Source organism: Parachlamydia sp. AcF125 (assembly GCF_018342475.1).
In the GTDB taxonomy this organism is placed as follows: domain Bacteria; phylum Chlamydiota; class Chlamydiia; order Chlamydiales; family Parachlamydiaceae; genus Parachlamydia.
Window position 1 is genome coordinate 155,661 of record NZ_JAEMUD010000003.1, and the last position, 13,471, is coordinate 169,131.

At 40.7% G+C, this 13,471-nt stretch carries 10 protein-coding genes and 1 pseudogene; all 11 read right to left on the reverse strand.

Going from position 1 to position 13,471, the window contains the following annotated elements; all coding sequences use genetic code 11:
• Positions 1-402 precede the first annotated feature (402 nt).
• Positions 403-3,252, reverse strand: coding sequence for a hypothetical protein (locus tag PARA125_RS06890; protein ID WP_213158077.1), 2,850 nt, complete (start codon positions 3,250-3,252; stop codon positions 403-405).
• A gap of 295 nt (positions 3,253-3,547) precedes the next feature.
• Entirely contained in the window at positions 3,548-5,590 is a 2,043-nt protein-coding gene (gene metG, locus PARA125_RS06895) for a methionine--tRNA ligase (RefSeq protein ID WP_213158079.1), read from the reverse strand.
• 14 nt (positions 5,591-5,604) lie between these two features.
• On the reverse strand, positions 5,605-6,258 hold the full coding sequence (locus PARA125_RS06900) for a hypothetical protein (RefSeq protein ID WP_213158080.1): 654 nt from the start codon (positions 6,256-6,258) through the stop codon (positions 5,605-5,607).
• Between the two features lie 11 nt (positions 6,259-6,269).
• On the reverse strand, positions 6,270-6,566 hold the full coding sequence (locus PARA125_RS06905; RefSeq protein ID WP_213158081.1) for a hypothetical protein: 297 nt from the start codon (positions 6,564-6,566) through the stop codon (positions 6,270-6,272).
• 54 nt (positions 6,567-6,620) lie between these two features.
• Positions 6,621-7,241 (reverse strand): guanylate kinase, encoded by a 621-nt coding sequence (gene gmk, locus PARA125_RS06910; RefSeq protein WP_213158083.1) that lies wholly within the window; start codon positions 7,239-7,241, stop codon positions 6,621-6,623.
• On the reverse strand, positions 7,231-8,103 hold the full coding sequence (locus PARA125_RS06915; RefSeq protein WP_249274248.1) for a YicC/YloC family endoribonuclease: 873 nt from the start codon (positions 8,101-8,103) through the stop codon (positions 7,231-7,233). Before PARA125_RS06915 ends, gmk begins: the two co-directional genes overlap by 11 nt.
• A gap of 467 nt (positions 8,104-8,570) precedes the next feature.
• Positions 8,571-10,121, reverse strand: a complete 1,551-nt coding sequence (locus tag PARA125_RS06920; protein ID WP_213158086.1) for an F-box-like domain-containing protein — start codon at positions 10,119-10,121, stop codon at positions 8,571-8,573.
• Between the two features lie 780 nt (positions 10,122-10,901).
• Positions 10,902-11,507 carry an NADPH-dependent FMN reductase gene (locus PARA125_RS06925; RefSeq protein WP_213158088.1) on the reverse strand — a complete coding sequence of 202 codons (606 nt, stop codon included), beginning with the start codon at positions 11,505-11,507 and terminating at the stop codon, positions 10,902-10,904.
• Positions 11,508-11,663: 156 nt separating this feature from the next.
• Positions 11,664-12,380, reverse strand: coding sequence for a ribonuclease HII (rnhB, locus tag PARA125_RS06930; protein ID WP_213158089.1), 717 nt, complete (start codon positions 12,378-12,380; stop codon positions 11,664-11,666).
• A complete protein-coding gene (gene rplS, locus PARA125_RS06935) occupies positions 12,340-12,774 on the reverse strand; it encodes a 50S ribosomal protein L19 (RefSeq protein WP_213158091.1) in 435 nt (144 codons plus the stop codon). The genes rnhB and rplS overlap by 41 nt, the downstream gene beginning before the upstream one ends.
• Positions 12,775-12,813: 39 nt before the next feature.
• A pseudogene (gene trmD, locus PARA125_RS06940) lies at positions 12,814-13,467 on the reverse strand (tRNA (guanosine(37)-N1)-methyltransferase TrmD); the annotation flags it as partial.
• Between the last annotated feature and the right edge of the window lie 4 nt (positions 13,468-13,471).

The window sequence follows — 13,471 nt, forward strand, 5'->3', positions numbered from 1 at the left end:
TAGTAAATAAAATGTTAGAAGCTTTTTTGGAAGCTTGAATAACCCTTATTCTTTCCCTCACCTGATTAAGAACGTGCTTTTTTCCTACCCCGCTACTGAGGACCTTTGTTATTTTAAGGCTTTCTACAATTTTTCCGTGTTCATGCTTTGTGACAATAGTTCGCCTGCCTAATTAATTGCGTGCAATTTAGAGATAGAAACTGCTACCCCCTACCGGTTAATTTCAATTGGATAACAACTCCGGAGTCCCCATTTAATCGAATCAAACAGGCTCAGCAAAACAAAATTAGAAATCAAAACAATTCTAAAGCTAAAGGCCTCTCAAAACAAAAAAACTACAGAGCAAATGCAATTCCTGCTTGCCCTGTAGCTTAAATTAACTTGAGCCTTTCGGCCTACCATCTACATGCGCTGCCATTCGGAAAGATCCTCGTCGTCGTCAGACTCATCCCAGAAAGTACTTCTTTCTAGGCTACCTTCTTCCATAAATCGACTTGGAATTTGTGAGGGCTGATCGAAGTTAATTTTAGATTCCTTCATTAAGTTTTTAATTTCGTCAATAAAGGATGTTTTTTTAGTCCCTTTTTTTGATCCAGCCTCTTCTAATTCTTTTGCGAGTCTTTCTAATCTTGCTAAATTACTTAACAATTTTTCTTGATTTTTCTTCAGTTGATTCGACTTTTCAACTAATTCTGCCATTTTGTTTTTCAGAACATCTTGGCTGTCTAAGTATTTCTTTAAGGTCGGCAGCTTTTCTTCAAAACTCCCCAATGATCTCCACAAGGCAATTCCCTCTCCTTGTAGCTTCTTTTCGTTACGCTGCTTAGTATTTAAGGTTTTTTCAAATTGTTCAAAATTTTCTTTAAGTTCCTTAAATGAATTCACTACTAAAGGGGTAAATTGATCAAGCGCTCTACCTTCGTCTAAAAAAGCTTGGTTGTTTAAAAAAGGGCTTACCACATTTAAAGTTTCTTCTACGATAGAGGAAGACAGGCTTCGGCTTGAGCTTAGATCCTGCTCGGTTAGACTTTCTTCGAGCAGGCTTGCATCTATCCTTAAGTCAGCTCGGCGTTTTAACACACGTTCTAGCAAATGTTGACCAGATTCTTCTTTGTTTTTAGCAAATTTCTCTTCTTGTTGTTTTAATTCCTCTTGCTGAGCTGCGAGCTTTGCACGTTGCTCAGCAGAGAGTGCTTCTAGACGGGCATTTTCTTCTTCTTTAGCTTGTTTTTCTGCTTTAATCTTTTCATTGATTTTTCTCTCTCGTTCATCAGCTTCCTGCTCCAACTGTGGGTTTGCTCGCCTGAATATTGCCTCCCTAAGTTGTTGATCCGCCTCCATTGTCTGCCTAGAAGCTGCCGGTTTACCCTTATTAAGGAAAGCTGGCGCGGGTGGAACCTGGCTTACAGGCGATGGTGCAGGAGAGAGAGGGGGAGGAGGCGGAACCTCATCAACAGGCTCGGGCCCCGCTAACACTTCAATAGGAAATCCTAAACCTTGATAAATTGAAAAATGCTTTTCTTTTTTAAAGGCCTTTAATAAAGCCAAAATCTCTTCAGACTCACCTGTGAGAGCAGAAAAATCCTCTTGCGTGATTTCTGTTTTAAGTTTTTTTATAATCTCAGTTGCTCGGCCTTTTTGTCCTTCACATAAGTAGAGAGAAGATAGGTGCAGCATTGCGGCCGGATGATTGAGTTCTGCGGCACGCGCATACCATCTTTTAGCCTCTTGTAAGCTATCTTTACTAGGCGCTGCTAGAACTACTTTTTCTTTTGCATACATTTTGCCTATTTCATAGATCGCCTTAGAATCTTCTGAATTTAAAATCCTTTCTGCATAGTCGTCTAAATCACTCCCATTATTGCTTTGCATAAAGGCCTGCAAATCCATGAAATTACCTTGCATTAGCTCTTCGCGCTTCTTTTTTTCAAGCATGAAAAGCTCAACCAAAGCGGGAAGATAGCTTAATTGGCCTGCAGATTGTAAACATTCATTTGCTAAATGCTTTATGTACTCGCTAACATTAATTTGAGGCGTCTCATAGGGATTTAAAAGCTCATATACTTTAAAGAATAAGATGGGGCTTTTTCTTTCCTTAATTAAAGTCACTATTTCAGAAAATTTTTCTCTTATAACCCTATCCTCTAAATAGAAAGTTTCCTCTAATTCTTTTAGCCGCGCAGAAATTTCAGTTAAAATTTGCCCCTCACTCCACTCTTGGCGAAGATCCCTTTTTTCAACTTTGATGGTTGGAGGGACTTCTGTTGAAGAAGTGCTCATCAGCTGGGGAGTTTGATCCTGCTCAGTTTCCCGCGGCGTGGGAGAAGAGGCATCCTCAACCGGCTGCTCTGCCATCCCTGCTGCGGGTTTACTCCTCACATACGGGTTTAAATTTAAAGCTCGCATGCTTAGTGGCTCATAGGGTTGCTGTTTGAGAAACGGCGCATGCCTTAAATCTTCTGATGATTTGCTGCGTCTAAAATGGCGCTCCGGCAAAGACGGCTCACTTCCTTGGCTTGAAGATCCAGATTGCGTATCTTCTCCTGCTGCAAGATCTTTCCCTTCCTTATGGCTAGCTTCATCCTCTTCTCCAATGAGGGTGGAGGAATCAGTTCCTGAAGAGGAAAAAGATGAGGAACCAGTATCGTTCGGCTCATCCTCTTCTTCCGCTCGCTGAGTAGGATCATGGATGTGACTTTGAGGACCACTTGGCGGAATGTCAGGAGACGGGTTGCCAGCTTTTTCTGAAGCTGCACCAGGGGTTCCCCCCTTTCCTTTGGAGTTCTGATCATATCCATGGATCCATTTATTCTTGGACTCTAAGGACTTATACTCTTTTTTATGGGATAAATAAAAATTTTCAACCGCTTTGTCTATCTTCTCTTTTTCCGTTGCCTTGATCAGATTTTGAAAGTTTCTATTATCCTTTTTGTTTTGGTTGATCCCTACCCGCTTGGCTAGATCTTCTATTTTTTTAAGCCTATCTGGCGAGAGTGCCCCTTCTTGTTTCCCATAGGCAATGAAATGCAAGGCGCGCAGCCGAACCAACTTCTTCATGTCTCTATAAAAAAAATAAAATAGGCTTTTAAAAAAACCTACTTCTTGAAGAGTACCGTCTTTTTTTACAATAAGAGAGCCGAACAGTTTTCTTTTGGAAAATTTATCCAAATCTTGCCGATAATTTGCCTCGCGACAATTTTTTTTTGGATAGATAGCGTTAAATTTATAGTCCCCGTAATTAAAAGTAGCCATAGAAAAATCCTTTAAAAAGACCCATTACGTTTAGACAAATTTCAAATAAGAATGCATGGAACATGCCAAATTTGTAGCAAAAAATTTATGATTACGTAATAGGATATCATTTACTAATCTAGCTTGCAATCATAAAAATAAACATACAAAACAAAGCGATTTTATTTTTTGTGGGTTTTTTGAGAAAAAGCTTCAGATCAAGATCGGGGAATTTTTAAAACTCGAGGGAAGAGGGATAAAGAGAAAGGATAAAAGACGATCGAGCTGAGAAAAAATTTCTCAGCTTCTTCTAGGATTAGGAGACCACGCTGCCTGGCGCTAAATTTGCGATAGAAAGCACTTCGAGTGAATCGTGCCCTTGGCCAGCTAAAACCATCCCTTGGCTTTCAATTCCCATCAAAGTGGCAGGCTTCAGATTTGCCACAACCACGATTTTTTTCCCAACGAGCTCCTCTGGTTTATAAGCCAAGTGAATGCCAGAGACAATGGTTCTTTTTTCAAATCCCAGATCGATAGATAGCTTAAGCAGTTTTTTACTTTTAGGCACAGGCACAGCCTCGATGATTTGCCCCACTCGCAAATCAAGTTTTTGAAAATCCTCAATCCCAATCGATTCTTTGAGAGAGCTAAACTCTTGTGGTTTTGGAGCAATAATAGCTGTGGCGGGTTTCAATTTCTCCATTTCCTGCTGAATCTGCTCATTTTCAATTTTTTGAAATAAAATTTGCGGCTGTTCTAAAAGCTGCCCCGTTGGAAGAGGAGCCTGAGTAATGAGATTCCACTCCTGCTCACTTAGCGCAGAGCTATACCCTACCATTTTCCAAATCCGCTCAGCTGAGGTGGGAATAATAGGAAAGGAAATAAGAGCTAAAAGCTTTAAAGATTCTAAACAGCAAGCGATGGTTGTTTCCATCCTCTCTCGAGTCGATTCTTCACGCGCATCTTGCCAAGGTTTTTTTGCATCAAAATAGACATTTCCCAGCTGGGCGAGTTCCATAATCAACTGACTCGCTCGGCGTAACTTAAAAGTTTCATAGCTTTGCGCAGCCTCAGCAACTAAACGTTGCATATTATCCAAAAATTCTAAATCAAGCGGCTGCAAATCGCTTTTGTTAGGTACGCGTCCTCCACATTGCTTATGAGCAAACACGAGCACGCGGTTGACAAGATTTCCATATTTGCCGAGCAACTCAATGTTGCAGCGCTGTTGAAAATCTTTCCAAGTAAATTCTGAATCAGATGTTTCAGGGGCATTGGCTGCGATGGTGTAGCGAATTTGGTCGGCCGTGTACCTTTGAAAAAAGTCCTCCAAATCGATATACCACCCCTCCGATTTGCTGAATTGCTTTCCTTCTAAATTATAAAATTCATTAGCAGGCAGCTCATCGACTAACTTATAAGGTTGGTTTTGCCCCATGGTCATGGCGGGGAAAATCGCAGCATGAAAGGGAATATTGTCTTTTCCAATAAAATGCACAAGTTGCGTGGCTGGCTCACACCAATACTCTTTCCAAGCTTCCGGCGCGCCTTGCAACTCGGCCCACTCTTTGGTAGCTGAAATATAGCCAATCGGAGCGTCAAACCACACATATAAAACTTTTCCTTCCGTATTGGGCAAAGGAATGGGAACACCCCAAGTAGAATCGCGTGTAATCGCCCTTGCATGAAGATCTTGAATGTATCCTTTTGCAAAATTGATCACATTGGGTTTCCAATTTTTAGTTTCGCTCCACTCTAAAAGGCGTTCTTTAAAGCGATCGAGAAGCAAAAACCAATGTTTGGTAGGTTTTAAAACGAGAGAAGCACCTGTCAGTTTAGAGCGTGGATGTTTTAAATCGGTCGCTTCATAGCTAGCGCCACATTTTGTACATTCATCCCCCCGAGCATTCTCATAGCCACACCGAGGGCAATTTCCTACCACATACCTATCTGCTAAAAAACGGGAGTCTGTCTCAGAATAAAGTTGCTCCGTGGTTCTTTCTTCAATATACCCATTGGCTAATAAGTCTAAAAAGTATTGGTGGACGGTTTCAGCATGCCCTTTCCAGGTTGTCCGGGAATAATGATTAAAAGAAAAATTGAGTTTTTTAAAGAGGTTTAAATTAATTTCATGAAATAGATCGACATGTTCTTTAGGAGTTCTTCCCGCAATTTCGGCGCTCATAGTAATGGCCACCCCATATTCATCCGAACCGCAAATATATAAGACTTGGTTTTTTTGGAGGCGTTGGAAGCGGGAATAACAATCCCCTGGTAGATAAGCACCGGCAATGTGACCAAAATGCAGAGGGCCGTTTGCATAAGGAAGCGCAGAGGTAACAAGTATTTTTTTTGTCATATTTATTTTACAGGTTAAGTATCTTCAGGTAAAACTTTAATCTCTAAGGCTTTAGGTTTTTGCACAATTAAAACTTCCATTCCTGTACTCGGGATTTCTTTCCAGCCAATCAGGATATAGGTGTTAACATCCGCATACAAAGGACCCGGCACACTAAAGGCATATTCAGGAGTGATGGCTCGCGGAGCTGGATGAGGACAGGAGTGTTCAGTCTGAAAGCCATCCAAAGTGGTATGCTTATCTCGAATGATTTCTTGTTGCGTTTTGGTTAAGCTACCCCAGGAGACATAGTTTCCCGGATATCTTTTTTTTAAAAAGGTCCAATCTAGCGAAATTTTTCCAAACCAGGTCACGCTATTAGGGAAAATGCGCCCCGTTTCACGGCAAAAGGCTGCTCTGGAAAACTCGAAAATGCGATTATCATACTCGTGAAGACTGTAGAGGTAGCGAACAATTTTTTCTTTTGTCTCCAAACTTAAATCTCGAGCGTACCGCAAAGGCAGCCCACTATAGGGACTTACACTATCGGGCTGCCTTGAAATCCATATGCCAATACCACCTAAGACTATGAGTAACATAAAAACGCCTAGGATGGCGGAGCTAAACAAAATCACATCATTAGGCGCTACGAGAGCAAAATAAAAAATAATCGCGTAAACCGAGAGCATCTAAAGCCCATTTAGATACTTTTTTTAGACATTTTTTTTGCGGATTCTGCTTTCGAATTTGCTTGAGAGCCAGAATGGTTGCTGCTTAAATCGATAGGATTGACGATTTCATCAAAGCGGTCTTTATTTTCAGCAATCTCGGCTAACACTTGTAAAGCGCGGTTTTGGCTTTCTGTTCTCACGCGCGCATCCCGGCCTGTTTTAATCATATTTTCTGCTAGCTTAATCGCATAGTTAACAAGATCAAACTGATTCCCAAACTTGCGGCTGATCTTTTCATTGGTTAACGAACTTTTATTACGCTCCATGGATTCTCCTTTACCCTTAACCTAAAAAATTTACAGAATACAATCAAGTTGGCGCTAATCCCGCTCAATACGGGGAAACTTAGCGCGATTTTTATACATTTCGGCTATTACAATGCTCCTTAAAATATCATAGGCATCGTCTAAATCATCATTAGTCAATTGATAATCATAAAGAGAGGCAGCCTTCAATTCATCTTTTACAATCGCTAAGCGCTTTTCAATCGCGCTACTTTCCTCTGTGTTTCGCCGAATTAGCCTTTCTCTTAAAACCTTCAGAGAAGGAGGTAAAATAAAAATAAAAGTGGCTGAAATTTTGCCCATTAGTTGCTTAGCACCTTGCGTATCAATGACTAAAACAACATGTTTGCCTTCTTTTTGTTGATTTGTCATCCACTTTAAGGAAGTCCCATAATAATACTCATAAAGCTTAACATATTCAAGAAATTCCCCATTTTTTACCGCTGTTAGAAAATCTGCCTCGTTAACAAAATGGTAGTGAATTCCGGGGATCTCACCTTGTCGAGGGGGCCGAGTAGTGGTGGAGATACTTTGAACAACGTTGGGAAATTCTTGAACAAGCTTTTGCACAAGCGTTGTTTTTCCTGCTCCCGCGGGAGCGCTTATGATAAAGATTAACCCATCATTTGAAGGGGATTGGGAAATGTTACTCAACATTTTGCAACTGCTCGCGGATACGTTCTAATTCGGCTTTACAATCCACCACTAAATGAGATACCTGTACATCAGCTGTTTTTGATCCGATAGTATTAATCTCTCGATGCAATTCTTGCAGAATAAATTCCAAATTTTTTCCGATTCGAACATTAGAGGATAGAAATAATTGCCTACATTGGTCTAAATGAGATTGGAAGCGCACAATTTCTTCCGCAATATCAATGCGATCTGCGTAAAGGCAAACTTCACGCAAAATACGCTCTTCATTTTCCACACTTCCCGGCAACACTTCCTCTAAGCGCTCTTTTAACTTTTGACGGTATTTCTCCGTCGCCTGCGTGGAACGCTCTTTAATTTCGCAAATATTTTTTTGAAGTATAAGGAATCTGCCTTCTATCTCTTTTTGTAAAGACTTTCCTTCAATCCCTTTCATCTCTACCAATTTCGCTAACGCGGCTTCCACCGCCTCCTTTAGGGAAGAGCGATAAATTTCGAGATCTATAAATTCTTCATCATGAATAACCATCCCAGGGAAATTTAGGAAAAATTCGGGAGTTATTTTTTGATCACCTAAAGGCAGCGCACTTTGGAGAGCTTGACAAACAGAGTGTAACTGCTGCGCAAGCGGGAGATTTAATTTTAATTTGCGAGTAAAGTTTTCTTCAAAGGAGGCAGATAATTTAAGGTTTACTTGTCCGCGGGAAACTTTTTCAGCCACCCATTTTTTGATATCGCTATCAAAGGGGAGAAACTCGCGCGGAAGATTGGTTTGAACTTCCAAATGTTTCCGATTAACAGATTGAATTTCGACAGCCAAAGTCCCAATCGGAGTAGAAGCTTTGCCGCGCCCGTAGGCAGTCATACTTTTGAGCATGCATTAACCGTTTATCGTACCTGAATTTTCACAAACAAAAACCTACAGTCCAGACTGTCAATCATTTTAGGCTAGCATACCCCCTAGAAGGCATTAAAATCTAGAAAAAAAACAGGGATAAAATCCAAAAATTAACTTAATCTTCCGAAATAAACTTAACCGTTATTATATGTTGCCTCCTTGTGAGCAAAAGGCGTCAAAACTTTGCCCGTGCGCATACAACCCTCACCTCTCTAAGGAGAGACGATTACGGCGATCCGATTTTTAAAACCGCAATCTTCAAATCAAAAAGCCTTCCCTTTCGATCCTTTGACTTAAAAGAAAAAAAGGGAATGATCGAGGGATTAATTTTTTTTAAGAGAGACGCAAGAGGCTGAAGGCTTAACCGAAGATCGTGCAATCAAGGTCTTCAAAAAGTTTAAATTTTTTTGCTCTCTCGCAAAAAGTCTCTCTTCCTAGTCAAAAACAATGTCCAAGGTGGAATCTAGTCCCTCTTCTTGCTCTTTAGCTTCAGCTTCTTCCTCTACATCCTTATCCGTTTCCCCATAAATGGTTTCTAAATTTCCTTCAATCACCCTTTTCGGATCGGCCGCATGTTCGGTATTTGACAAAAGGTATAAAACTGTGTGCTCTTTCCCACTGTGCCTGTTAATTTTATTAGCCAATTGAATAAATTCTTCTAAGGAAATATGCAGCTCCTCCAAAATAACCAGAAAACTTTCTGGCGTCCCCTTTAACAAAGCAAAGCGACCAATTTCATAATCCATCGTTTGCTTTACCTTTTGCCATTCTTCAAAGGAGGTATTTGTCTTTATGAACGGAGGAATCTCCCTTTCTCTTTTTCGAATAATTTTTTTAATCCTCGCAAAGTTTTGCTCAAAAATTGCTTTTTGCAGCTTTTTTGCCTTTACGTCGATGGCAAACCATCTTTTCCTTAAATGGTAGTTAAGCGCAACCTGTGGTAATAAGCTTCTTAGGCTTTCTTCCATAAGCTCTTGCATGTCTTCTTTAAAGTTTGCTTGCATGAATTCTTCAAGAGAATCAAACAGGCGATGCAAAACGGAAAGAAAAATTTTAGGTGTTCCAGCAGTTAAGGCATAGCAACACAGTTCATAACGGTTATCTTTTGTATTAATATCATTGCGCAGTTTCCAATTGCTTTCTTCCACTTCTAAGAGTTGATCCCACAAGGGTTCTTTAAGAATGTCTTGGGCTTTTTTTAATTTATGCTTTTTAATTGCTTGGGAAAGTTTTACAATTTTTTTGGTAATTTTTTCCAAGCTTATTTTATTTTGGTTGGAAAGGTTTTCTAATTCCCATTGAATTAACTCATCTTCTTTGGCCAAATTTTTAAAAATCTCTAGGGATCCAAGTGTTTTTTCAAGCACTAGCTGAAAAATTTCAGGTGTTCCGTCTGTTAATGCAAAACAACAAATTTCGAAGTTTTTGACAATAGCGACAGTTTGGAACTTATCTTCTTGGAACTCGGCGATCATCCCTTCTCTATACCAGGGAGCCTCGGGATCTCTGGAACTAAGCAAAATGTCAACCAATTCTTTATCTCTCTTGCTAATAGCACGATATAAATTTTTGATATCTGATTGAGCCCCACACTTTAAAAGTATTTTCACAAATTCAATCGGTTGCTCTTCTACATTTAAATACGAGGAAAGCTCCCTATTTAAGCTTTCTTTTTTTAAAAAATTGGAAAACTCTTCATAAACTATTTTGATTTCTGGGAAAAATTTCTTGGCACATTTAACCACTCGCAATACTTTGGCATGGACTGTGGGGTGGGAACGTTCTATTTCCTTTATTGAAAAAACTTGCGATTGAGTAGCAAAATCATGTGTGCATACATCGGAAAAAAATTTAAATTTTCGACATACCCACGTGCAGCTCCTCACGTCACGTGGATCTAAACAAGAGAAAATTTTCAGAAAAGGAATATCCGGAAGATCAATTAAATTTAACTGAGAAGGCGTGGCCTGTGAAAGAGGTTGCATATTTCTCCTTATAAAACAATTTGCTAACTTTTTTCATCGAGAAAAAAAAAGATGCCCGTTGAGATTAATTATTCAAAAGTATGGGGAACAAAGAATTTTTAGCAAATCTTTTCCAGCACCTGCTAAAATTCCCCCCCACGATTTGTTTCCTTAACCCTTTTACTATCCTTAGATTCATCAGTTGTATTAAATGGCTCAGGCTACTTAAATAAGCTTTAACCCTTTTAACAGCAAAAGTAAGGGGCTTTTTCAGCTAAGCAAAAGTTTAATTAAACCCAAACTTGTTTTTATGCATCATAAGAGATGTATGATTGAAAATAAGATTTTCAAATCGAAATAACTGCTGAAATGTGAATTAAATAAAAACCGATACGCCTAATAAGCGAATAAAGGAAGACAGTGGAGCTCCTCCCCATTGCCCTTCTTCTCACCCTTTTCTATACCCCCCTGGCAAGAATTCCTCAAAAAAACTGAGGTACACTTATCTTAGCGGTAGCCACAATCGGCCTGCTTGCCACAGGGATCTTATCCGCTAGTCGCTTCGCTGAATTTGTAGGAAGAAGGGAACTTGGCAAGAAAATAGGAGTCGGAATTGCGTTAAAAAACTTTGCAACGGCTGTTGCTATTGCCTTAGAAATCTTAAGTGAAGCGGTAGCTTCGACTTATGAAACCTTTTTATTAAAGAAAGGGATTGCTTATTTAACTTGAATGGTATTCACGATCGTTATTCGCTTTAAGTGAATAGGAGGGGTACCTCCCCTCCTCATTTACTAGGCCTCTCTACCGGATGACTTGCTGCACAAGGTGCTTCAATTCCGCTTCCTTTTGAGGATTTTTAAGTTTACCTTGAGAATCAAACGCTTCATAAGCATTCGGAATGACGAGTTGCTGCGAAATAACTTTCCCCCCTATTCCTTCTAGTATAGAGCGTAAATGGGCAAGACTTCGGGCTCCCCCGCCTGGGCCTGGCGAAGCACTCATCACGACAAATGTTTTTCCCGTAAAAGCTTCAAAAGAGGGAGCACCCGCCTCGTTGCGAGAAGCCCAATCTAGTACATTCTTCAACACAGCTGATAAAGAGCCGTTATATTCAGGAGAAGCAATGAAAATCGCTTGGTTTTGAATTATCAATTGGCGCAAGTGTTTGGCATTCGCAGGCATCCCTTGCTCCCGTTCAAGGTCCTCGTCGTAAAACGGGATGGGATAATCCTTTAAATCGATAAAGGTGACATTTGCCCCCAGCTGTTTTGCCAAGTTTCCAGCTTCTTTGACCAGTTTCTTATTGACCGAATCGGTCCTCGTACTTCCAGAAAAAGTCAGGATGTTCGTCTCTGCCGTAAGCATGGTGGTGGACAGCAAACACAAAGCTAAAAATAATTTTCCCATATAAAAAACCCTCTTTATTTAAACCAAATGGCGCTTAGCATAGTCGGAAGACCCCTCTTTTTTAGAAATTCCCAAATAGACAGATCTAATCTCCTTCCCAATCTTTCAGGAGGTTTTAATCGCTATTTACTCCACTAAGAGAGACGCATGTTTAAATTAGCACATCGGCCCATTTAAAGCTTCTACAAACAGGGATTTGATAGGTTCAAATGTTTTTCGATGAATAGCGCACGGCCCATGCTTTTTAAGCGCTTCTAAATGTTGCTGTGTTCCATATCCTTTGTGCTGAGCAAACCCATACTCAGGCCATTGCTGGTCGTACTCCAACATCAACCGATCTCTAGTTTCTTTTGCTAAAATAGAAGCTGCTGCAATACAAAGAGAAAGAGAGTCCCCCTTAATAATTTTTTGGCAAGGAATGGTCGGATGGGGCAATTGCAATCCATCGACTAAGAGGGCGTGGGGTTGGCTGGAAAGTTGAGTCACAGCCTCTAGCATGGCTTGGATGGTTGCTTGTAAAATGTTAATCCTATCAATTATCTCTGTTGCTACAACCCCTATCCCATAGGTGACTTCAGGATGCTGCGTAATTTCTTGAAATAATTGAGCACGTTTTTGCGCAGTTAACTTTTTACTATCATTAACTCCTGGAATATGAAAACGAAGAGGAAGGATACAAGCAGCCGCAACCACAGGCCCAGCGAGAGGGCCTCTGCCAGCTTCGTCGATTCCTGCAACAAGCTTGTATCCTTGCTGACGAGCTTTTTCTTCATAAATTGCCATGGTACGCAATCTTTTAAGTTCTCGCTCATCAACGGGGTGAGAATTTTCTTTATTCTTCTGTTGCGGAGGCACTTGCAGTCGCTTCAACATTTTCTTCGACGCCTTTTGCAATAGCTTCTGCTCGTTTGCTGCCACCCATTTTGCCTTTAACTTTAGACGCTTTCCCTGAAGTACCGATCAAATAGTACAGCTTTGCACGTCTAACATCGCCTTCTTTAACCACCTCGATTTTGCTGATTCGGGGGCTATGCAAAGGAAATACACGCTGCATCCCTTCGCCGTAAGCAATACGATGGACAGTAAAAGTTTCTGCTGGGCCACTTCCTTTACGGGAAATCACTGTACCTGTAAAAATTTGCGTACGTTCTTTTTGGCCTTCGATAATGCGGATGTGCACACGCACTGTATCGCCCACTCTAAAAAGGGGGATATCTTGTTTTAACTGGCTTTCTTCCAGCTTGCTAATGAGAGCTCGTTTGCTCATGAGTGTTTATCTCCTCAATTTCATTCAATCATTTTTGAGCAAGTCTGGACGGACTTGCTGGGTTTTTTTCATTGCTGTCATTTCCCGCCAGTGTGCAATTTTTTGATGATCTCCACTGAGCAATACAGACGGCACTGCCTGCCCTTCAAAAACTTCGGGTCTTGTATAATGGGGGCAGTCTAATCGTTTCTTTTCAAATGAATCTTCGGCTGCGGCGGATTCATGCCCCAGTATGCCAGGGATAAATCGCACACAAGCGTCTACTAAAACAATTGCTGCTAAACATCCATTTGTTAATACATAGTCGCCAATGCTGATTTCCTCATCGACTTCGCTGTCTATCACTCGCTGATCAATCCCTTCGTAATGACCACAAAGTAGAACAAGATGAGAATAGCCAGCTAATTCCCGACATTTTGCAGCTGTTAGGAGTTGTCCTTGAGGAGAAAGATAAATCACTCTCGTTTCGGCCTGCTTTACACTATGAATCGCTTTTTTAACAGGTTCTGGCATTAATACCATGCCAGGCCCCCCTCCATAAGGGCGGTCGTCTACCTTTTTATGTCGATTATCTGCAAAATCTCGGATGTTTATCAAATGGATGTCAAGCAATCCCTTTTTCCGCGCCTGCATGATGATACTTTCGTCAAACGGCCCTTTAAAGTAATGGGGAAAAAGGGAAAGGATATCGATCCTT

Excerpts from the sequence above, each read along its gene's own strand:
- PARA125_RS06890 (WP_213158077.1), bottom strand. The coding sequence starts at position 3,252 with ATGGCTACTTTTAATTACGGGGACTATAAATTTAACGCTATCTATCCA.
- metG (WP_213158079.1), bottom strand. The coding sequence starts at position 5,590 with ATGACAAAAAAAATACTTGTTACCTCTGCGCTTCCTTATGCAAACGGC.
- PARA125_RS06900 (WP_213158080.1), bottom strand. The coding sequence starts at position 6,258 with ATGCTCTCGGTTTACGCGATTATTTTTTATTTTGCTCTCGTAGCGCCT.
- PARA125_RS06905 (WP_213158081.1), bottom strand. The coding sequence starts at position 6,566 with ATGGAGCGTAATAAAAGTTCGTTAACCAATGAAAAGATCAGCCGCAAG.
- gmk (WP_213158083.1), bottom strand. The coding sequence starts at position 7,241 with ATGTTGAGTAACATTTCCCAATCCCCTTCAAATGATGGGTTAATCTTT.
- PARA125_RS06915 (WP_249274248.1), bottom strand. The coding sequence starts at position 8,103 with ATGACTGCCTACGGGCGCGGCAAAGCTTCTACTCCGATTGGGACTTTG.
- PARA125_RS06920 (WP_213158086.1), bottom strand. The coding sequence starts at position 10,121 with ATGCAACCTCTTTCACAGGCCACGCCTTCTCAGTTAAATTTAATTGAT.
- PARA125_RS06925 (WP_213158088.1), bottom strand. The coding sequence starts at position 11,507 with ATGGGAAAATTATTTTTAGCTTTGTGTTTGCTGTCCACCACCATGCTT.
- rnhB (WP_213158089.1), bottom strand. The coding sequence starts at position 12,380 with ATGTTGAAGCGACTGCAAGTGCCTCCGCAACAGAAGAATAAAGAAAAT.
- rplS (WP_213158091.1), bottom strand. The coding sequence starts at position 12,774 with ATGAGCAAACGAGCTCTCATTAGCAAGCTGGAAGAAAGCCAGTTAAAA.